At 40.6% G+C, this 21,477-nt stretch carries 21 protein-coding genes and 1 pseudogene; 6 read left to right on the top strand and 16 right to left on the bottom strand.

Features of this window, described 5'->3' with window-relative positions:
• Positions 1-21 precede the first annotated feature (21 nt).
• The gene (gene htpG / locus NAF01_RS11220; protein ID WP_250802296.1) at positions 22-1,899 is read left to right on the top strand and encodes a molecular chaperone HtpG; all 1,878 of its coding nucleotides are present in this window, start codon (positions 22-24) and stop codon (positions 1,897-1,899) included.
• Between the two features lie 38 nt (positions 1,900-1,937).
• Here the strand turns inward: htpG and NAF01_RS11215 are convergent.
• Positions 1,938-2,296 (bottom strand): annotated as a pseudogene (locus NAF01_RS11215) (hypothetical protein).
• Between the two features lie 302 nt (positions 2,297-2,598).
• On the opposite strand from NAF01_RS11215, the gene NAF01_RS11210 reads away from it, so the two are divergent.
• On the top strand, positions 2,599-2,940 hold the full coding sequence (locus NAF01_RS11210; RefSeq protein WP_048010067.1) for a hypothetical protein: 342 nt from the start codon (positions 2,599-2,601) through the stop codon (positions 2,938-2,940).
• A 102-nt stretch (positions 2,941-3,042) separates the two neighbouring features.
• Positions 3,043-4,407, top strand: a complete 1,365-nt coding sequence (locus NAF01_RS11205) for an amino acid permease (RefSeq protein ID WP_250802295.1) — start codon at positions 3,043-3,045, stop codon at positions 4,405-4,407.
• A 68-nt stretch (positions 4,408-4,475) separates the two neighbouring features.
• On the opposite strand, the gene NAF01_RS11200 is transcribed toward NAF01_RS11205, so the two are convergent.
• The 3 genes from NAF01_RS11200 to NAF01_RS11190 form a co-directional block, all read right to left on the bottom strand.
• The gene (locus NAF01_RS11200; RefSeq protein ID WP_250802294.1) at positions 4,476-5,333 is read right to left on the bottom strand and encodes a DUF421 domain-containing protein; all 858 of its coding nucleotides are present in this window, start codon (positions 5,331-5,333) and stop codon (positions 4,476-4,478) included.
• Between the two features lie 20 nt (positions 5,334-5,353).
• Positions 5,354-5,560: a DUF1657 domain-containing protein gene (locus tag NAF01_RS11195; protein WP_222501103.1), complete on the bottom strand. Its 207-nt coding sequence runs from the start codon at positions 5,558-5,560 to the stop codon at positions 5,354-5,356.
• Positions 5,561-5,626: 66 nt separating this feature from the next.
• Positions 5,627-5,830 (bottom strand): DUF1657 domain-containing protein, encoded by a 204-nt coding sequence (locus tag NAF01_RS11190; RefSeq protein ID WP_048010071.1) that lies wholly within the window; start codon positions 5,828-5,830, stop codon positions 5,627-5,629.
• Positions 5,831-6,068: 238 nt separating this feature from the next.
• Between NAF01_RS11190 and NAF01_RS11185 the strand changes: the two genes are divergently transcribed.
• The 3 genes from NAF01_RS11185 to NAF01_RS11175 are packed head-to-tail and all read left to right on the top strand — an operon-like array spanning position 6,069 to position 7,648.
• Complete coding sequence (locus tag NAF01_RS11185) at positions 6,069-6,365, top strand: hypothetical protein (RefSeq protein WP_053071363.1); 297 nt, start codon at positions 6,069-6,071, stop codon at positions 6,363-6,365.
• Positions 6,366-7,250 carry an LAGLIDADG family homing endonuclease gene (locus tag NAF01_RS11180; RefSeq protein WP_222501104.1) on the top strand — a complete coding sequence of 295 codons (885 nt, stop codon included), beginning with the start codon at positions 6,366-6,368 and terminating at the stop codon, positions 7,248-7,250.
• Positions 7,251-7,276: 26 nt separating this feature from the next.
• A complete protein-coding gene (locus tag NAF01_RS11175; RefSeq protein WP_163145032.1) occupies positions 7,277-7,648 on the top strand; it encodes an rRNA methyltransferase in 372 nt (123 codons plus the stop codon).
• A 376-nt stretch (positions 7,649-8,024) separates the two neighbouring features.
• Here NAF01_RS11175 and NAF01_RS11170 read toward each other — a convergent pair whose 3' ends face one another.
• The 12 genes from NAF01_RS11170 to NAF01_RS11115 form a co-directional block, all read right to left on the bottom strand.
• Positions 8,025-8,162, bottom strand: coding sequence for a hypothetical protein (locus tag NAF01_RS11170; RefSeq protein WP_200870074.1), 138 nt, complete (start codon positions 8,160-8,162; stop codon positions 8,025-8,027).
• Between the two features lie 93 nt (positions 8,163-8,255).
• On the bottom strand, positions 8,256-8,729 hold the full coding sequence (locus NAF01_RS11165) for a staygreen family protein (protein ID WP_250802293.1): 474 nt from the start codon (positions 8,727-8,729) through the stop codon (positions 8,256-8,258).
• Positions 8,730-8,804: 75 nt separating this feature from the next.
• Positions 8,805-9,566, bottom strand: coding sequence for a hypothetical protein (locus NAF01_RS11160; protein ID WP_197245988.1), 762 nt, complete (start codon positions 9,564-9,566; stop codon positions 8,805-8,807).
• 105 nt (positions 9,567-9,671) lie between these two features.
• Entirely contained in the window at positions 9,672-11,102 is a 1,431-nt protein-coding gene (locus tag NAF01_RS11155; protein ID WP_250802292.1) for an alanine/glycine:cation symporter family protein, read from the bottom strand.
• A 344-nt stretch (positions 11,103-11,446) separates the two neighbouring features.
• Positions 11,447-13,891, bottom strand: a complete 2,445-nt coding sequence (parC, locus tag NAF01_RS11150) for a DNA topoisomerase IV subunit A (protein ID WP_048010075.1) — start codon at positions 13,889-13,891, stop codon at positions 11,447-11,449.
• Positions 13,888-15,870, bottom strand: a complete 1,983-nt coding sequence (parE, locus tag NAF01_RS11145; RefSeq protein WP_284709507.1) for a DNA topoisomerase IV subunit B — start codon at positions 15,868-15,870, stop codon at positions 13,888-13,890. Before parE ends, parC begins: the two co-directional genes overlap by 4 nt.
• A 314-nt stretch (positions 15,871-16,184) precedes the next feature.
• A complete protein-coding gene (locus NAF01_RS11140; RefSeq protein ID WP_048010077.1) occupies positions 16,185-16,598 on the bottom strand; it encodes a CoA-binding protein in 414 nt (137 codons plus the stop codon).
• 72 nt (positions 16,599-16,670) lie between these two features.
• The gene (locus NAF01_RS11135; RefSeq protein WP_250802290.1) at positions 16,671-17,531 is read right to left on the bottom strand and encodes a GNAT family N-acetyltransferase; all 861 of its coding nucleotides are present in this window, start codon (positions 17,529-17,531) and stop codon (positions 16,671-16,673) included.
• Between the two features lie 70 nt (positions 17,532-17,601).
• Positions 17,602-18,939 carry a 5'-deoxyadenosine deaminase gene (locus NAF01_RS11130; protein WP_250802289.1) on the bottom strand — a complete coding sequence of 446 codons (1,338 nt, stop codon included), beginning with the start codon at positions 18,937-18,939 and terminating at the stop codon, positions 17,602-17,604.
• Positions 18,936-20,108 (bottom strand): M20 family metallopeptidase, encoded by a 1,173-nt coding sequence (locus NAF01_RS11125; RefSeq protein WP_250802288.1) that lies wholly within the window; start codon positions 20,106-20,108, stop codon positions 18,936-18,938. Before NAF01_RS11125 ends, NAF01_RS11130 begins: the two co-directional genes overlap by 4 nt.
• Positions 20,105-20,731, bottom strand: coding sequence for a DUF1989 domain-containing protein (locus NAF01_RS11120; protein ID WP_250802287.1), 627 nt, complete (start codon positions 20,729-20,731; stop codon positions 20,105-20,107). Before NAF01_RS11120 ends, NAF01_RS11125 begins: the two co-directional genes overlap by 4 nt.
• Before the next feature lie 21 nt (positions 20,732-20,752).
• Positions 20,753-21,436 carry a cyclase family protein gene (locus NAF01_RS11115; RefSeq protein WP_048010082.1) on the bottom strand — a complete coding sequence of 228 codons (684 nt, stop codon included), beginning with the start codon at positions 21,434-21,436 and terminating at the stop codon, positions 20,753-20,755.
• Positions 21,437-21,477 lie beyond the last annotated feature (41 nt).

Below are 21,477 nucleotides of genomic sequence, written 5' to 3'. Positions count from 1 at the left end.
ATGGTAAGGGGAGAGACTAACATGGAAACAAAACAGTTTCAGGCAGAATCCAAGAGATTATTGGAAATGATGATTAACTCCATTTACTCTCAAAGAGAGGTGTTCCTGAGGGAGCTTATTTCCAACAGCAGTGATGCCATCGATAAGATCTACTACAAAGCACTTACAGACGATTCTTTAACGTTTGACAAAGACAGTTACTACATAAAAGTCGTTCCTGATAAAGAGAACAGGACATTAACAATCAAAGATACCGGCATTGGAATGACTAAAGAAGAACTGGAAAACAACCTGGGTGTCATCGCCAAAAGCGGATCTCTCGCATTTAAGAAAGAAAATGAGATTAAAGATGGGCATGATATTATTGGCCAATTCGGAGTAGGGTTTTATGCTGCTTTCATGGTCGCAGATGTTGTAACAGTGATCAGTAAAGCACTTGGCAGTGATCTAGCATACAAATGGGAATCCCATGGTGCTGATGGTTATACGATTGCACCATTTGAAAAAGACGCGGTCGGTACTGAAATTATATTAAAAATTAAAGAAAACACGGAAGATGAAAGCTATGATGAATACCTCGAGGAGTACCGTTTAAAGTCGATCATAAAAAAATACTCTGATTTCATCCGCTATCCTATTAAAATGGATGTTAAGGTAAGTAAGCCTAAAAGTGATGCCGAAAACGAGTATGAGGAAAATATTGAAGAGCAGACCATTAATAGCATGGTCCCAATCTGGCGGAAAAATAAAAGTGAACTGTCAGACGAGGATTACGAAAAATTCTATCAGGAAAAGCATTATGGCTTTGACAAGCCGGTAAAGCATATCCATATTAATGTGGATGGAACAATCCGCTATAATGCGATTTTATATATACCTGAAAATATTCCATTTGATTATTACTCAAAGGAATACGAAAAAGGCCTGGAGCTTTATTCGAATGGCGTTTTAATCATGAATAAGTGTGGAGACCTTTTGCCTGATTATTTCAGTTTTGTCAAAGGGATGGTGGACTCTGAAGATTTATCCCTTAACATCTCAAGGGAAATGCTCCAGCATGATCGCCAGCTGAAGCTTATTGCGAAAAACATCAGCAAAAAAATTAAAAATGAGCTCCAAAGTCTCATGAAAAATGAGCGGGAAAAATATGAACAATTTTACAAGTCATTTGGAAGACAATTAAAATACGGTGTTTACAGTGATTTCGGAACCCATAAAGAAACACTCCAGCATTTATTGATGTTCTATTCTTCACAAGAGAAGAAATTGGTATCACTTGATGAATATGTATCCCGAATGAAGGAAGACCAGAAATATATTTATTATGCTGCTGGTGAGTCATACGAAAGAATCGAAAAGCTTCCACAAGCCGAACTGGTGGCGGATAAGGGTTATGAAATTCTGTACTTTACAGAGGATATTGATGAGTTCGCCATTAAAATGCTGATGTCCTATAAAGAGAAGGAATTTAAGTCAGTCTCAAGCGGCGATCTCGGCATAGAGAATGAGGAAGAAAAGATATCCGAATCAGAAGAAAAAGAACATAAGGAATTGTTCAGCACCATGAAGGAGATTTTATCAGGAAAAGTGACAGATGTCCGGATTTCCAAAAGACTTAAAAGCTATCCGGTTTGCCTTAGTGCAGATGGGGAAGTCACCATTGAAATGGAAAAGGTCCTCAGCAGCATGCCTGACAATCAAAATGTAAAAGCGAACAAGGTACTGGAAATCAATTCAAGCCATGAAGTGTTCCAGGCCTTAAAAAATGCTATGGAAAATGATAAGGAAAAGTTAAGTCTCTATACAAACCTCCTATATAATCAGGCTTTGCTGATTGAAGGCCTGCCAATCAGCGACCCTGTGGAATTTACGAATGATATCTGCAAAGTTATGGTGTAAAGTTGTAACAGCCCGAATTAATCGGGCTGTTTTTTCATTTATTGCTGGCGAAAAGTGCCTGCATAATTATATTGGGATCCAGTCTGAAACTGATTATTAAAAGGCTGCTGGAGAGTGGTCATTTCAGGCCCGGTGAGCTGCCCTTGCATTTGATTGCAGATATTTACAACTTCCTGGCATCGCTGAATTGCCAGCTCGTGACTATGCAGACTTTGTTCAATTAATTGAGCAGCCTGCTTCTCACGCTGCAGAATCTGTTCAAGCATTTGGATATTCTGCTGTTCCTGCTGAAGCATCATAGGTATTGCTTGCTTCCCTGCTGTGTCTGCTGAATGAGCTGCTGTGCAAGCTGACGCGCTTGACCTGCCTGCTGTACACCATGTTGAACTGTATGCATATAATCAGCCTCCTAATAATTTTTCACGGGACATTTGCCCCTTCGATATTCTTAGCACTCCTCCGAATAAAAAATCAGAAAAAAAAATCAATAAAAGGGAACTTTTTCATAAAGAAAGCTTCCGAAAAACAGCAAAGAATATTTTCTGAAAAACATAACAAACTATACAGGAAGGAAATCAAACTGAACTCCTCCAGGGAGTGCCACTCCAATATATTTCATTAAGCTACCTGGAATTTAAATCTGTAAAATAGCATTGAATTCAACTAAAACGCTCTTAAACTCTTGGGAAGGGGATTATCATGTCAGTTTTTGTTTATCAGTCTTTTCAATTAAAACAGGATAACTTTGTTGAAGCTCTGAAAAATCTCAGAATGATACAAAATTACCGTAACGAAAATTACCAGCATAAAGTCGAATTATTATCACCCATATCAGGCGATGATCATACATATGCTTTTCTTTCCACATATGAGGGTCTGGCAGAGATGGAGCTGCAAAACAAAAAGATGTTCGAAGATGAGGAATACAAAAAACTGATCGAGCAATTTTTCCTTGAGGATATCGTCCAGGGAAGCATGCACACTCAACTGTTCAGAACTGTAACAGGATTAAAGAGCGACAGTTCCGAGAAAAAGAAATAAGGTTTTTTGGCAATTTTCCATGTGGCATCGAAACGGAAGCCGATCAGCAGCTGAATCGGCTTATTTTTCTGCCAGTATGCGACGCAATGAGGGAGGTACATCATGGATTTTTTTCTTCCAAGCGGCAATTCCTCGAAAGGTAGTGAATCAGGTGATTTAAAATGGTGGCAATTATCACTGATTGGTGTGGGCTGCACCATCGGGACCGGATTTTTTCTTGGGTCTGCCATTGGAATCAAGATTACAGGACCAGCCATTGTATTTTCATTTATATTAGCGGCTATCGGAACTTATATAGTCTATAATCTTTTAGCTAAAATGACAGCAGAAGACCCGCAGGAAGGATCTTTCTGCTATTATGCCAATAAAGCGTATGGGAAGTGGGCAGGATTTAGCTGCGGCTGGAATTACTGGTGCTCAAATATATTAATTATGGGGAGCCAGTTAACCGCTCTATCCATCTTAACAAGATTTTGGCTGCCGCATGTCCCGCTTTGGATTTTTGCAGCGTGCTATGCTATTCTTTCGATTATTGTCGTCCTAACAGGAAGCAAAGGCTTTGATAAGGCAGAAAACCTCTTTGCAGTTATTAAGACTGCAGCCATCATCATGTTCATCATCCTGGCTTTTGCAGCTTTAACCGGTGTAATGGACGGAGATGTTACTCATCCGGGATTCCCAGGTTCTGCAGGGGACTGGTTTCCTGAGGGCTTTAAAGGATTTTGGTCATCTTTAATTTATGCTTTCTATGCATACGGAGGAATTGAAGTCATCGGGCTGATGGCTACCAGGTTGAAAAAGAAAGAAGATGCTCCCAAAGCCGGCATTATCATGCTGATCGTGCTGGTCATCATTTATGTCATTTCACTTGGCTTAGCCGTATACATGGCTTCACATGGGGAATTTAATGAAAAAGAAAGTCCGTTTGTGACTGCCATGGAACATTATAACCTGGACTTTTTCCCGCACGTTTTTAATGCAGCCATCATCATTGCCGGCTTCTCTACCATGACAGCTTCACTGTTTGGAGTAACATCATTGCTGGTTACCCTAGCAAATGATGGCGATGCACCAAATCTTTTTTCAAAAAAGATAAAAAAGTGGAAGGACCTGCCGCTGCCATCGCTGGCACTTGCTACAGCGGGTTTAATAGCGTCCATTATAACTGCGCTGCTTTTGCCGGGAAAAATCTATGAATACATTACCACTGCAGCAGGGATCATGATTTTATTTAATTGGTCTTTCATCATTATTTCGGCGCTGCGGATTTTAGAGAATAAATTATTTGGCAAGCTCCTTGCCATTTTTGGACTGATCCTGATCCTTGCTGCGGTCAGCGGGACATTACTTGAAAAATCAATTAGGTTTGGTTTTTTCGTAAGCTTACTTTTCGTTGCAATAATAGCGATTGCAGCTCTAATTATGCAAAAGGCAGTATGGAAGAACGAAGGAAAAGGAACCTGTTAAAAACAAACACCAAATGTCTGGTGTTTGTTTTTTGATGGTTGGAAGAACGAAGGAGGGAAGGCGATGGATTACTTTAGGTACGGAGCCAGTTTCTGAATAATTTGATTCAGCTTTTCAGTATTTCTTTCATACATTTTCTGTGCACTTTTTGAATCAGTCTGCAATGAAAATATCTCCAGATCCGCTGCACACTTCTTAATCATGGCCAGAAGCAGAGGACGCTGTTGGGGTGCAGAAACCTTAATTGAATCATCATATACATCCACAGTTAAGTCACCCAAAGAATCAATTTGTCCTAAAAAAATATTTTCCTGAGTGAGGCCTAATTTCTCTATCTCAGCTTTCAGCCATTTTTTGTTTTTTCCTGATCCGGCCAATGGATCGTTTAGAATGTTACCATCCATAATAACCGTTTGCGGTTCTTTTTCCTGAGGCAAGTTCAATTGAAGATCTTTTGGAGTGAGCGGCTGGTTTTCCTTCTTCAGCATAATGCTAAGGTCGCCGCGAGGCTCCAGAACTGCGAACTCCACATCGGCTGCCTTAAAGACATTTTTTTGTCGGAGCAAAGAGGATAAGTCATCTATGGAGTATCGTTCCTTTTTTAAGTTGTCTTCTAATATTTTCCCATCTTTAATAAATATTGTTCCTTTTCCTTCAAAAAAATCACGGAAGCTTTTGCTTTTCAGAGCGAGCATATCAGCAAATAATGTTACAAGACCAAAAATCATAATGGATAGTATTCCGCTGGCCCAGTGGTTATCTAATCCCATAATAATCTCACCGGCTATACTCCCGATGGTAATGCCTGATACATATTCAAAAAATGAAAGCTCAGAAATTTGTTTTTTCCCAATCAGTTTAGTAATAACGAATAGAACACCTACGAACAATATAGAACGAGCACCAATCAGCAGCCACTCTGGCATAATTTCATCTCCATATTTGATTAATTTGGTTTATATTGAGGCTCCTCTAACTCAATAACCTTTTTTCTGTTTTCCAGATCACTTTTTATTGTGCTTATCTCCAGCATAGATTCATGAAAAAGACGTTTAGCTTCTTCGTCCATTGAAGTTAATGCAAGGCTGGATAATTGCGCTTCAATAGAACGTATTGCTGCAAGACATTGACTGACATCAGAAGCAATGGTCATCGGGAAAATCACACCATTCATAAGAGTTTTTATTTAAACGCGGCTGGCAAAAGCGAGCCATTTGCTTTATTGATTATATTGAGGTTCTTCTTTCTGAATCTCCTGAAGCCTTGGTTCAAGGCTATCAATGATGGATTGCGTCTGCTGGGCAGCGCTTTGGTACAGCTGCTTAGCATTTTGATTATCGGTTGCAAGAGCAAAGGTTTCAAGGCTTGCCTGTGCACTTTTTAACCCTGCAATAGCTTGTTTTACTTGAGTTCCAACTGTCATTGTCTTACCTGCTTTCTATATTATTAATAAATCACACGTGTATTTTGGCTTTTTTCAACTTTTATATGTGATTAGTCTGCTGATTTTTGCTGGGTATTCAAGAAGTATTTGTTTAACTGGAGCTGAGTGGACCATCAAAAAAATTGCCAGCATATTTGCATTCCACTAAGTGAAAATTAAGAACCGGAAGAGAAAACGTCTCTTTCAAAATCGGTTATAAATAAGGGAGTGCTTGCAGTTGAATAACTGGATTTCAGCGCTTTTCAATAATATGGGGAATATGCGCAGGCCAATGATGAATATGTTTGGCGTAAAAAGAAAGAGCAACTGGGGATGGCTGTGGGGATCGCTGATCAGTGTAGTGCTGAGCACAGCAGCGGTAGCTTTTACACGAAACCGAAACCACAACGCCAATATGCATCCTATGCAGCAAATCATGAGCAAATCAAATATGAACAATGCTTTTAAGAACCAAAACCTGTCAGCACTCACTGAAATGGCAGATGAGCTTGGTTTTGAGAAGAAGAAGCAATAGATGGAAATGCCCACAATTTTGTGGGCGTTTTTTATTTTTTTCAACCAACAAGAACATATGTTTGTTATAATGGGAGATAATAAGGAGGGGTTTAAAATTCGAAATCCTGATATTGATGATGAACAGATCATAAATATGTACAAAAGCGGAATGAGTTTTAAGGAAATGACAAAAACCATAGGTTTAAGCGACAGAGCCATTCGCAATGTACTATATAAACATAACATAGAAATGAATCGAAGCCGTTCATCTGGACAGCCCAGAAAGAATAGGGTTAACGAGGGTTTCTTTAAGACATGGTCTCATGAAATGGCTTGGGTCCTGGGATTAATAATTACAGACGGGTGTATAAATAAAACTATAAACACAATAACTCTAACTCAAAAAAATGAAGATACATTAAGATTAGCAGCAAAGTATATGGAAGCAGACTATATCCTGGCACCTGCAGGAAAAAATAAAGCAACTCCGACATTAGTCATTAATTCAAAAAAAATAAAAAATGATTTGTTAGCGTTAGGTATTACATCAAATAAATCATTGATTGTTCCATTTCCCAAAGTTCCAGAAGAATATATGCCTTCTTTTATAAGAGGCGTAATAGATGGAGATGGCTGGGTGCAGAAAAAAGGGTATGTGATGAATATTACAACAGCTAGCCAAACATTTGCCAAAGGCTTACTAACTGTTTTTCAAAATTGGAAATTAAGAAGCGAAATAACTATTGAGGTGAGCAGCTCGGGAAACCTCATATATCGAGTATGGGTAAAAGGAAAAACCTATCTTCCTTTGCTTGCAAATATTCTATATAATGATGCTGTTGAGCACTTGGAATCACAAAAGAAGGCAAATATGCTGATACATTCGACTTTAAATAAAAAGTAGCCATTTAACAGGAGGCGGGCTTAATAATGTGGGAATTAGTAAATGGCAAGTTAATTCAAAAAACTGATGAGTCAAGAGTAAAATTCCGGACAAATATCAGTAAAACTATACTGAATCAATTAGAAACTCTATCAGCAGACCATGACACTCATATTAACTATTTGCTTGAAAACGGACTTCAGGAAGTCTTGAATCAGGATTTTATTTCATATGATAAAAAAACTCGGCCGAAGGATCGAGTTCAATACAAGACAACCTACGATAAGGTCTTATTAGAAAAAGTTAAAGATTTCGCTAACAACCATGGACTCTTTATTAATGATGTTATTGAATACAGTGTACGTTTTATCAATCTGGAGAAAATAAAAAACAGCAGCTATAAGAACAGGGTAGAGTAGCAGATGCTGCTTTATTCTTATATTTTCTTAAAACGCCCCGAACATAATATATATTATAGGAAGTAATAAAATGGAATAAAAACACTGTCTCATTATCAAAGTATACTTAAGATAGTGAGACAGCATTAAATTTTTCATCAAATTAATTCTGCTTGTTTAATTTACATTTGTAGAATTTTGAAATGAATTTTAGCTGAATTTATTTAAAGCCAGTTTCATTTACACTAAAATTCCTGGTTTTATGTTCTGATGCTCCAGCTGATATTAGTTTAATCCTTATTTAAGGGATATTTTTGAAGATTTATAAACCCCTCTTATATTTTATATTTAACTTATCTAGTTTACATAATATTTTTATGCCAACCTTTATCTGAACTTATTCACTATCCTGTGTACTATTAAAGAATATTTCTGCCTGATCTTTATTTTCCTTTCCATTGTTATTTTCTTTTTCACCCATTTTCCCATCAGATTCATAACTTAATTCAAATGTATTCTCTGGTTCCTTTTTCATTTCGATCGCTCCATTGTTTTGATATTTAGTACAGTGTTTTATATTAATAAATGCGTTTTGACGCCATTAGAACATATGTTTCCTAAATACTTTTCACACTGGCAGCAGTGCGGCAGTTAAATACTTTCTGGGTGTCCCATAATAAATCAGCTTGCTGAATTCCGGATAAACAGATTCAAAGTATATAAAGATTGGCGAATCAAGCAGCCATGGATAGTTGGAATAAAATGACCGGTCACCATAGACCATGGCTGTCAGCGCCAGATCTAATTCTTTCTGGAAAATGAGAAACCTTATTTTTGAGTATTGATGATCAAATTCCCCGCTGCTGATATACACCCTCCCACTCAGAACATACTGCCCCATTTGCGGTATCCATTCAGCAAAAACTTCATCACGGAATTTAGGATTAATGGCACTAAAATCATAGCATCCGCCTATTGCCAAAAATAACTCCCCGGTTGCATCTGAGTGTGTAAGTGTATATTTCCTGCTGTCTACGGGTCTGAATTCCGTCGCAGGAGGCAAATATTTTACCAACAGCTTAGATGGATTAAATTTGCTCACATGAAGGCCCCCTATACAAATTTCCTTATGCCCAGTATATGGGAGCCATATAGAAACGTGACAAATGCCCAGTCACTAACGCTTACGGGAATTCATTTTCATCACTTTGGTGTCTTTTAAATTCCATATCCCATCTTCATACAGCCAAAAGGACTCTACAAAGGCAATGGTATCTGCATTATATGCCCCGCTTATTCTCTGAATTCCCATTAATCCCTTTTTCCCTTCAACAGGGATGATCTTCAAAGTGCTATATGGATTTACCATAAGCTCCGTTGGCTCGCTAAGCTTGCCGTTAACATACAGACCGAGCCGTTCATACTCTTCACTCCTGTCCCGTAAATCGAACGTATACGATTGTTTTGTATCCTGGATGCTGATATTCGCTTTGTAGCCATTTTCAAATTGACTATTGATAACTAAAGGATCTGGAACAGAGAGGTCAACCATCTTAAAGTCCTTTAAGGTATATAAATAAAAATTTGACAGCCCTCCGCTTCCGCCAGTTGGAATACTAATATACATATCTTTGATGGAATCACGGTTTAAATCTTCAAACTGTATTTGAGGTTCATATCCACCTTCAAGCTCCGCATTATACGTATTACCGTCTGAGGCCTTAACTTCAAGTGAAATCTCCTTTAAAAATGAAGCGCCCTCCTCATAATAGACACCTTTAATATAGATAGTGTCTGCCTTATTATCACCGGTAACATCCACTTTATCTTTCGACAGCGTTACAGTCTTTTGTTCTTGTTCACCTGCATATACACCGGTTATAGCGGATAAAGACATAAAAAAGAAAGCCGCAAACGCAAAAAGCAATTCCTTCTTCATTTACGTATCCTCCCTATTTTTTTATTATCTTACCCAGTTTTGGAAATAACATGTAAAATCACAAAAAACCTCCTATCCTAAGGATAAGAGGCTGTGAGTTCTAAATTATTTAGCTGCTTTTTTTAAAGCACTTTCTTTTGTTTCCCAGGATTCAATCCCTTTTAGACCTGGGATAGAATCAGCATAAAACACAGGGTCTTTTCCTTCTTTCCTCTGTGCCTTATAATCATTCAAAGCGGCATAAGCAACTTTAGCAAGCAATATAATCGCTATAAAGTTAATAATCGCCATTAAGCCCATGAATAAATCAGCAAGGCTCCAAACGATGGCAAGATCAACTACAGATCCGAAGATGACCATACCGATTACAGCAATGCGATAAGTAAACAAGGCAGTGCGGCTCTCTTTAATAAATTCAATATTGGTTTCTCCGTAATAATAATTTCCAATAACCGAAGTAAAGGCAAATAGGAAAATAGCAATTGCAATAAAAATAGGTGCCCATGATCCAACATGTGTGCTAAGAGCTGCCTGAGTCAATTCTATGCCAGTAAGATCTGAATTCGCATAATCACCTGATAACAGGATAATAAACGCGGTAGCAGAACAGATTAAGATCGTATCCACAAATACTCCAAGGGTTTGGATCAGTCCTTGTTTTACAGGATGGGAAACGGCTGCTGTTGCCGCGGCATTTGGTACACTACCCATACCTGCTTCATTTGAAAATAAACCTCTTTTAATACCCATCATCACAGCTGCACCCATTGCTCCTCCTGCAGCCTGATCAATTCCGAATGCCCCTTTCACTATGCTGCTTACCAGATTTGGAATTTCAGTAATATTCATGATGACAATCACAATAGCAACAACTAAATATATAACTGCCATGATTGGCACAACGACTTGAGATACATACGCAATCCGTTTAACACCACCGAAAATGATAGCCGCCGTTAATACCGCCAGTACAATTCCGATGGTTAGACGGCTTGTGCCAAACGCTTCATTAAACGCTAAAGAGATGGTGTTCGATTGGACAGAGTTAAAAACCAATCCGAAACAGAAAGTAATGATGATTGCAAAGATTATTCCCATCCAGCGTTTATTAAGTCCTTTTTCCATATAGTAGGCAGGTCCACCGCGGAAACCATCTTTATCTTTGACTTTGTAAATCTGCGCAAGAGTACTTTCAATGAAGCTTGAAGCTCCCCCAATAAATGCGATAAGCCACATCCAGAAGACAGCGCCAGGTCCACCTGCAGCAATCGCAGTTGCTACGCCGGCAATATTACCTGTACCAACACGGGAGGCTGCACTTATAGTGAAGGCTTGAAAAGATGATATTCCTCTTTTGCCTTCAGCAGATATCATTGCTTTATCGCCCAATATTCTGAACATTTCACTAAAATATCTTAATTGGACAAACTTGCTTTTAAAACTAAAATATAGACCTAGAATAATTAATGCGGCAATCAAAATGTACGTCCATAAAAGATCATTTAGAAAGCCTACGATTGTTTCCAATAAAGCCATGCTATTCCCCCTAAATATTTTATTATCTTGCAAAAACAACACACTCCTTATAATCTATCAAAAGAATTTTTAATAGACAAGTCGAATATTCATTCGCAGGAGAGAAAATTCAATAAAAACATTGATATTAAGCGAATTAAAATGGATTTCTGCACAAGCCAATTAAATATTTTTAATCGCTTTCATTTAAACTAGTATTAATTTTTTATACAAATAAACTTTCATAAGAATAACATTATTCAAACTATTTTGGATTCAGTTTTAATTTAAAAAGATGATATACACACCGGAAATTATTAATTTAGCAGACAAATAAACCCCTGTATTCACAGGGGCTAGTAATTCTATTCAGTTGCATTGACAGTATTTTCTGCCTCAGCTTTCCAGATGCATTTTGCTTTGCCGCTTTCGGAATCGTCAAGGATGAACGATCCATTTGAATAGCGGTCATTATAACGGATTGCCGAAGCATTAACTGCTTCTATATGGCCTTTTTCTGTTTCAATGTATAAATCATCTTTGCTGCGGACAATTACACACCCAATAATGCGATGAGGGTTTGATTTCAATTCACGAAGCATCACTACGCCTCTCTTGGCACGTGAGGTGCGTTCAAATTCAGTCAGCTTCATTTTTTTAATGGAGCCCCGCTGTGTAACAATCACAACAGCCTGTTCTTTCGGGTCCTCTATAAGCTGAGCGCCTGTAACAAAGTCGCCGTCTTTGAGATTGATGCCTTTAACTCCGGCAGCCCTTGCCCCTACAATGCTGACCTCTTCCTCGTGGAACCAGAGGCCATATCCCTGGTGGGTCGCAAGGAAAATTTCCTTCGTGCCATCAGTTAAATAAACGTCAAGAACTTCATCATCGCGCTTAACATTGACAGCAACCAGCGGTTTAGAATATCGCTGTGCCTTATATGATTTCAGCTCGGTTTTCTTTACCATGCCGTTCTTGGTCATGAACAAAAGATATTCTTCCGTTTCAAAATCTTTTACAGGAATGGCACGGACAATCGATTCATTCCGGTCAATCGGAATGATATTGGCAATATGCTGACCAAGATCTTTCCAGCGGATATCCGGCAGCTGGTGAACAGGGCAGTACAGATAGTTGCCTTTATTCGTAAATACAAGGAGAACATCAGTTGTATTCATATCAAGCTGGGCAATAATTCTGTCTGAATCCTTCATGCCGAAATCCTGTCCGTTAGAGGCGGCAAACGATCTCTGGCTGGTACGCTTGACATAGCCTTCCTTCGTTACCGTAACAATAACATCTTCACTTGCTACCAGAACCTCAAGATTGATCTTGATTTCCTCGATTTCCGCTTCAATTCTGGTACGTCGTTCATCCGCAAAGCGCTTTTTAACATCCCTTAACTCTTTTTTAATAACCGAGAGCAGCTTCTTCTCGCTTTCGAGAATAGCTTTAAGCTCGCCGATTAGCTTAGCAAGTTCCTCGGCCTCTGCTCTTAAGGCGGTTATATCGGTATTTGTTAAGCGATATAGCTGCAGGGAAACAATTGCTTCTGCCTGAGGTTCAGTGAACTCAAACTTTGCAATCAGATTATCTTTCGCATCCCGTTTGTCTTTAGAAGCGCGGATCGCTGCAATCACTTCGTCCAGGATAGAAAGAGCCTTCATGAGTCCCTCAACGATATGCTGGCGCGCCTCAGCTTTTTGCAGCTCATACTGGGATCTCCGTGTTACGACTTCTTTACGATGGCCTATATAAGCATCCAGCAGCTCTCGTAATCCCATTAATTTCGGATGGCGATTGTGAATGGCAACCATATTGAAGTTATATGGGATCTGCAGGTCACTGTTTTTGTACAGGTAGTGAAGGACACCTTCAGGATCTGCATCCTTTTTTAACTCGATTACAATTCGGAGGCCGGTCCGGTCTGTTTCATCACGGACTTCGGCAATGCCTTCAACTTTCCGGTCAAGGCGGAATTCATCAATCTTCTTAACCAGGTTCGCTTTATTCACTTCATAAGGAATCTCAGTGATAACGATCTGCTTTTTCCCTCCGCGCAAATCCTCAAATTCAGCCTTTCCGCGGACAATGATTTTGCCTCTTCCTGTTTCATAAGCTTTTTTTATTCCATCGACTCCCTGGATAATGCCCCCCGTAGGGAAGTCCGGGCCTTTAATATGCTCCATCAGATCATCTATGGAACAATCAGGCTTATCCATCCGTAAAATAACGCCATCAATTATCTCATTTAGATGATGGGGCGGAATATCAGTTGCATACCCTGCAGAAATGCCTGTTGAGCCATTGACAAGCAAATTCGGATAAACTGCCGGCAAAACGGTTGGCTCATTGGACGTGTCATCAAAGTTAGGGATGAATTCAACGGTTCTTTTCTCAATATCTCTCAGCAATTCGGAAGAAAGGGGAGATAAACGGGCTTCTGTATAACGCATGGCTGCTGGGGGATCTCCATCGATGCTCCCATTATTGCCGTGCATTTCCACAAGAAGGTTACGGACCTTCCAATCCTGGCTCATCCGCACCATCGCGTCATAAACTGAAGTATCGCCATGCGGATGATAATTGCCGATTACATTCCCGACTGTTTTTGCGGACTTTCTAAAGCCCTTTTCATGTGTGTTTCCTTCTACGTGCATGGCATAAAGTATCCGTCTTTGAACGGGCTTTAGCCCATCACGTGCATCTGGAAGGGCACGATCCTGAATAATATATTTACTATAACGCCCAAAGCGGTCGCCTAATACATCTTCAAGAGGAAGGTCCCGGAATTTTTCAGCAGAACTCATGAGTCAACACCCTCCTCCTCTAGTACTGAAATATTTTCATTTTCAAGTATGCTTCCATCTTCTTCAAGGCCGAATGCCACATTCGATTCGATCCATTTGCGGCGGGGTTCAACTTTATCGCCCATCAAGGTGGTTACACGGCGTTCAGCTCTGGCTGCATCATCAATTTTAACGCGGATCAATGTGCGCGACTCCGGATCCATAGTTGTCTCCCACAACTGGTCGGCGTTCATTTCTCCAAGCCCTTTATAGCGCTGAAGCATATAGCCTTTACCCACTTTTTTAATGGTATCCTGAAGATCATCATCACTCCATGCATACTCAATCACTTCTTTTTTGCCTGACCCCCTGCTGACTTTATATAAAGGAGGCAGCGCAATGAATACCTTTCCCGCTTCAAGCAGCGGTTTCATATACCTGTAAAAGAACGTGAGCAGGAGCACCTGGATATGCGCTCCATCAGTGTCGGCATCTGTCATGATGATTACCTTATCATAGTTGACATCATCCAGATTAAAATCCGCGCCTACACCTGCCCCAACGGCATGGATAATGGTATTGATTTCTTCATTTTTAAAGATATCCGCAAGCTTTGCTTTTTCTGTATTGATTACTTTACCTCTAAGCGGAAGCACAGCCTGAAAACGCCTGTCCCGTCCCTGTTTGGCAGACCCACCGGCGGAATCACCCTCAACCAGATATAATTCGTTTCTTTGAGGGTTCCGCGATTGGGCCGGAGTCAGTTTTCCCGAAAGCATCGCTTCCGATTTTTTCCTCTTTTTCCCGCTTCTTGCTTCCTCACGTGCTTTGCGGGCCGCTTCTCTCGCCTGGAAAGCTTTTATCGCCTTTTTAATTAACAGAGAGCTTGTCTCAGGGTTTTCTTCAAGGAAATAAGATAAATGCTCGGAAACAACTGAATCAACAGCAGAACGTGCTTCACTGGTCCCCAGCTTGCCTTTCGTCTGACCCTCAAACTGCAGAAGCTCCTCAGGAACACGAACAGATATGATCGCCGTGAATCCTTCACGCAGATCCGCTCCATCCAGGTTTTTATCTTTTTCCTTCAGAAGATTCACTTTGCGGGCATATTCATTAAAAGCCCTTGTCATCGCAGTTTTGCTTCCAGCCTCATGCGTACCGCCGTCCTTTGTGCGGACGTTGTTGACGAATGAAAGAACATTTTCTGAGTAGCCATCATTGAATTGAAAAGCAAAATCCACTTCAATTGCATTGCTTTCGCCTTCAAAGCTTACGACAGGGTGCAGAACATCCTTTTCTTCATTTAAATATTCTACAAATGCTTCTATGCCGTTTTCATAGTGAAAAACGTCATGAAAATCACTACGCTCATCTATGATTTCTATTTTCATTCCTTTAAGAAGGAAAGCAGATTCACGAAGACGCTCACAGAGCGTTTCGTAATTATATGTGGTTGTCGAGAAAATCGACGGATCCGGCTTAAAATGAATGGTAGTCCCTGATTGATTTGTTTTGCCGGTCTTTTCCAATGTGGTCACCGGCTTGCCGCCCAGCTCGAAACGCTGTTCATATACAAAGCCGTCACGTTTAATTTTAACCACAAGCCATTCGGAAAGGGCGTTGACGACAGATGCACCAACACCATGAAGCCCGCCGCTCGTCTTATAGCCTCCCTGGCCAAACTTTCCCCCTGCATGAAGGACAGTTAATATGACTTCTGGAGTCGGCTTGCCCATTCTATGCATACCTGTAGGCATTCCGCGTCCTTTATCTTGTACACTAATAGAATTATCTTTATGTATTCTGACAATGATATGATCCCCGTAACCTGCCAGTGCTTCATCGACAGCATTATCGACAATCTCATATACAAGATGGTGCAAACCCCTTGCATCCGTACTTCCAATGTACATCCCAGGGCGTTTTCTAACCGCTTCCAGCCCTTCGAGTACCTGTATGGCATCATCATTGTAGTCAAAAGCTTCCTGATTTCTTGCCACGAACATACCCCTTTCATTTCCTGCAAAACACTTGCCGCCGAAAACACGGCATTGGAACACCCCTATAAGAATTCGGCTATACAGCCAATTTTCATCTTGAAAAACAATGTTCGAACAGATGTTCTATATTTATATTTTACCATATAAATTAGGATGGTCTATGCTTTATTTTATCTATTTATTTGGTTTTGGCAAATAAGATCTTGGGATTTAAGAGATTTATCATGATTATTTCCGTTACACGAACCCTTTATTTACAGGGATTCTACAAAAAATAAAAAACATGAGATCTTATATAGACCTCATGCTTTAGTTTACTTTGTCAGAGCATGCTCAACTTTAATGCAGCGGTCCATGATGACAGTGTACCGTTTTTCTTTAAGAAAATCGTATGCTTCCTGGTTTGCCACTCCGAGCTGAGCCCAGAAGATATCAGCATCTATTTCAGCAAATTCCCGTGCAATTTCCGGAAGAAACTCAGATCGCCTGAAAATATTAACGATATCTACATGCCCCTCGATGTCTTTAAGGCTGGGCACTGCCTTTACACCAAGTACTTCATCAACCGACGGATTAACCGGAATGATTTCATAGCCGGCTTTTTGCATCGCCTCTGATACCATATAGGATGTACGATCAGGATTTCCGCTTAATCCTACAACAGCAATCCGCTTCGACTTTTTTAAAAGGACACCGATTTCGTCCCTGCTCGGGTTTTCAATAGCCATTTTGTTCCCTCCAATTTTATCTGGTTATTTATATTTTACCTAAAATCGCAAAAGCACACTAACTTATTGCTCTTATTCCCGGATATCGAATTTATAAAAATTCAATGACCTCTCAATTGTAAACCCTGCTTTTTTATAAATAGACAGCGCTTTCTCGTTTGCTGTCCCTGCACAAAGCTTAATGCTATTGGCTCCACTATTCACAAAAAGATCATGAACCGCCATTTCCAGCAGATTCCGTCCAATTCCATTCTTGCGCTTACAGGGGTACACACCAATAAATTCAATGCTTCCTTCTTTTTCTTCACGATTGTATTCTGCATATAAATAGCCATTTAATCCGTCAGCATCAAGAGATGTATAGACTTTGTAATTATCATTCATTCTTTCGATAATCTCTTTTCCTGAATAATATGTTTGAGGAAATAAGGCATCATGCAAATGAATAAATGCACTATGACAGTGAATCGGCAATAAACTAACCTTTCTTAAACCATTGAATGAATTATCTATCAGTTCCATGTATGTTTGAGCCGATTGCAGCATGAATCCGTTTTTTGATGCAAATTCTGCAGCATCATGGTTGGCTGTATCAGCAAATAAAAAATATGTATGCAGCTTTCCTTCAAAAAAATGGAGTGCTTTTTCCCATAGTAGTCCCATAAGCTCATTTTCCTGTCCAAAAGGTCCCCATAACTCAGCTGTCCCTTTATTAAGATCGGCATCTGCACCCAGAAAACCAGCAAGAGCATCACCCTCCCGGACAATGAACGCAGCTGACTCGGCATCACGATTCATTTCTTCCAGACTTTGAAAAATATCGTTTTGACTGGTCCCCAAATAACCTATATGACACTCTGGCAAGATGTTCATTTTTGCAATAAACTCAGCTGCCTGCATAAGATTTGCATGATCTAAAACTTCCACTTTCACAACACCACACCCCTTTACTATATTTTACCATAAAAAAAACGGCTGATTTGCTTTCAGCCGAATTAGAAGATTAATAAACTGCTGTCTCTAATCTTTTGAGCAGCCTCTTTATGCTGGTGTTCGCTTCATTTAAAACCATTTCTTTATCGACTGTGTTCAGCTTCCGATTTTCCATCACCATTTTGCCGTTCACAATGGTGGATTCAACATCTGCACGAGTGGCTGAATAGACTATCCTTGAGATAGTATCGATATCAAATGACGGATATATATGAAAATCATTCAGATTAAGGATAGCAAGGTCTGCTTTCTTTCCGGGCTCCAGACTTCCGATTTCCTGTTCCATTCCAACTGCCTTCGCTCCGCCGATTGTCGCCATTCGGAAGACGGTTCTTGCATTCATTGCAGTTGGGCCGTGCACAGGCTTCTGAATGATTGCAGCCAATCTCATTTCATTAAACATATCCAGGTTGTTATTGCAGGGAGCCCCATCAGCACCAAGGCTGACAAATGCCTGCTGATCCAGTAATGATGGAATCTCTGCCACACCTGATGCCAGTTTTAGATTGGATCCCGGACAATGGCTGACCTTTACGCCCCGTTCTTTAATGATTCTTTTTTCTTCTTCATTAAGCCAAACACAATGGGCAAGTATCAGCCTTTCATTGGCAAGGCCAATGCTGTCCAGATAGACTACATTCCGCATGCCAAGCTCTCTTTCAACAAGGAGAATTTCACTGGCATTTTCGGATGCATGAGTATGGACCCTTACGTTGTACTGTGCTGAGAGATCCCTGACATTTGTCAGCAATTCCTCTGTGCAGGAAACGACAAATCGGGGACAGAAGGCATATTGTATGCGACCGTTTTCACGATTATGCCATCTTTCAAGGAGATCCACGCTTTGCTGGATGGATTTAGAGGTATTTTCTCTTAACGGAACAGGGACCTCATCCCCTTTATCCATCATGACCTTTCCGGCAAGTGCCCGAATGCCGCTTTCGGCAATGGCCTGAAAGGCATATTCCGTATGATTAACGGTTTCCATGTCCACTACAGTTGTTGTTCCGCTCTGGAGCAATTCGCCAATTCCGAGCATAGCAGAATAATAGATAGACTCTTCATCATGTGATGCCTCAAGCGGCCAGATCTTCTGCTTCAGCCAATCAAGAAGCTCCAAATCATCAGCCTGCCCGCGGAATAATGTCTGGCACAGATGGATATGTGTCTGAATAAATCCTGGAATGACCGTCTTTCCAGTGGCATCGATTACTTTATCCGCTTTATGTGTTAAATTCTGTCCAATGTCGGCAATGCGGTCATCTACAATATATAAATCCCCGAAAATGATTTCTTCAGCTGCATTCATTGTAATAATTTCAGCGTTTTTTATCAGAATACTGCTCAATTTCTTCCTCCCCCTCGTATTGGACTGACTTCTGACGGCTCCAGCTTCCCATATGACATAATAAGCTGTCTGTAAAATTGAATGGAGCGCTGATATGCCGCCAGACTAACCCACTCATTTGGCTTATGCGCCAGCTTTTCATCACCTGGGCCATAAATCAAGGTAGGAATTTCACTTCTTGGATTAAGTACGGCACCATCTGTATAGTAGGACACCCCGTAATGGTCCGCTTCCGATTCGTCCTTTACCATCTGCGCAATTTGAATAATGTCCCGGGCAGGATCAGTTAAAATAGATGGACGGTCAAGAAGGGTCTCAATACTGTATTTATAAATTTCTCCCTGATCCAAGAGAACATCGAGTTTGGATTTTAGCTTGTTTATAAAAAGGGAATGGGATTGAGGGGGAACTGTTCTAATATCTGCTCTGATGCTGCATTTATCTGGAATGACATTGGTCTGCACTCCGCCTTCAATCATAGTAACAGCCAGGCTGCTTTGTCCGAGGGGCTTCTTTTCTGTCTTCCATTCAATTTTCATTTCATCCAATACCCGGATTATTTTCAGCATATGATCTACTGCATTGATTCCCTGTTCCGGCATGGAACCGTGAGAGGTTTTCCCATAAGCTGTGATCTCAAGCCAAAGGGCTCCCTTATGGCCAATCACAATTTTTTCATTTGTCGGTTCGGCAATGACAAGTGCATCAATTTTTCGGCCATCGTTTTCTTTTAAAAAAGTCCTGGCACCGCAGCTGTCGACTTCTTCCCCGGCTGTTGCCAGAAAGGTAACGTCTGCAGGCAGATCAGTATTGGAGAGATACAGCTGCTCCAAAGCCAGGAACATTGCTGCAAGGCCGCTCTTCATATCAGAAGCTCCTCTGCCATAAATCCGGCCATTTGCGATTTCTCCTGAAAAAGGGGAGTAAACCCATTCTCCTGTTCCAGGTGAAACTGTATCCATATGCCCGCATAAGAATAGCTGTTTACCGCTTTTTCCTGGAAGCGTAACTTCAAAATTGCTTCGGGTCGCATCAAGCATGGTCACTTTAAACGGCAGACCATTTTGCTTGCATCTGTTAATAAAGGCTTCAGTCACTAAATGCTCGTTTCCGGGCGGATTGGAGCTGTCAATCTGGAGCAGATGCTGAAGAAACTGAATATCATTCATGAATCCGCCTCCATAATTTGCATTTTAATAGGGGTCACCTTAAACCCATTAACAGGCGCCATGTCCTGTGAACATGTTGTACAGGCAATGACAACATCACACAACGCTTTCAGCCTTATGTAATCGCCAGGCTTGGAAAGGGGTTCGGCAATGACATAATCCCCGGCATCATCAAGAACATTATTCATAAAGATATTAATAGGATCCGGAATAACAGCAGGATGAATATTATACTTTTTCAATGCATCCGCAATATTATCATGGCAATTAGGATGGTCCTCTTTGTCGAAATCAACTTTGTAGCGGTAATAATCACATGCCGGAAAGAAGAAATCATGTTTTCCAACAGTATCTTCCAAAAGCTGCATTAGCGGACGGCGGCGGTTGCTGTATAGCCAGTCTCCCGTTTTAAGCCGTATGCTGCTTAGTGAAGCCCGCATATGGACAGGTGAAACATGTTCCTCGGGATCTTCATAGTTAAAACAGACAAAGTCCCCAACCTGTTTTCCTTCCATATCAATAATAATCAGCTCTTCCCCTTTGTGAATCAGTGCGCTTCTTCCTTCATACGGCGGGATAATAATTTCGTCCCGGATCTTGCCTCTGTTAAAAACCTCTTTCATTTAGAACACCAGCCTTTGTTGTTATTCAATGAAAACTGCAACCGCACGAATCGGAGATCCCGTTCCTTTCCGAATTCTGAGAGGGAGTCCGAAATATAGAAATCGCATGCCTGCGATCTGGTCGAGATTGCAAAGATTTTCAGTATTGGTTATTCCGTATTCACGGCAAATAAGATGTCCGGAGTACTTTGGATCATCCGGATGGTCAATGGCCGGGGCATCAATGCCTATATTGACTGCACCTTTATCAGCCAGCCATTTTGCTGCCTGATAATCCAGGCCGGTATAAGTGGTGAGCCATTTGTCGGTACCATAAGACCGATTGTAATGGCCTGTATAGAGGAGGACGATATCTCCTTTTTCAATAAACTGCTGTGATTTCCTCAGTGCATCCTCGAGATCACGGTCTGTTATATATTGATGAGGCTGGATGTGGGATACATCAAGGCAAACTGCCGGCCCGTAAAAATACTCAAGCGGCATTTCATCGATGTATTGGCCGTTAGGATCATACTCATAAGTTGCATCACTATGAGTTGGACCATGTTCATTGATTAATAGATTATTAGTAGCAAACATAAATCCAATTTGCTTTTCACTTTCTTCGTGGGAGATATTCGGGAAGATCATTGTTTTCTGATGAAGGGGAAAAACAGGCATCCCCTGATAAATTTCCTGTGTTAAGTCGACAAGCTTAACTCCCATGCTATTCCTCCTTTACCTGCTGTATATATGAAAAGCGGCAG

This window comes from Cytobacillus firmus, assembly GCF_023657595.1.
Lineage (GTDB): Bacteria > Bacillota > Bacilli > Bacillales > Cytobacillaceae > Cytobacillus > Cytobacillus firmus_B.
The sequence above is the reverse complement of the archived record's forward strand: the minus strand, read 5'-3'. Positions and strand labels throughout refer to the sequence as shown.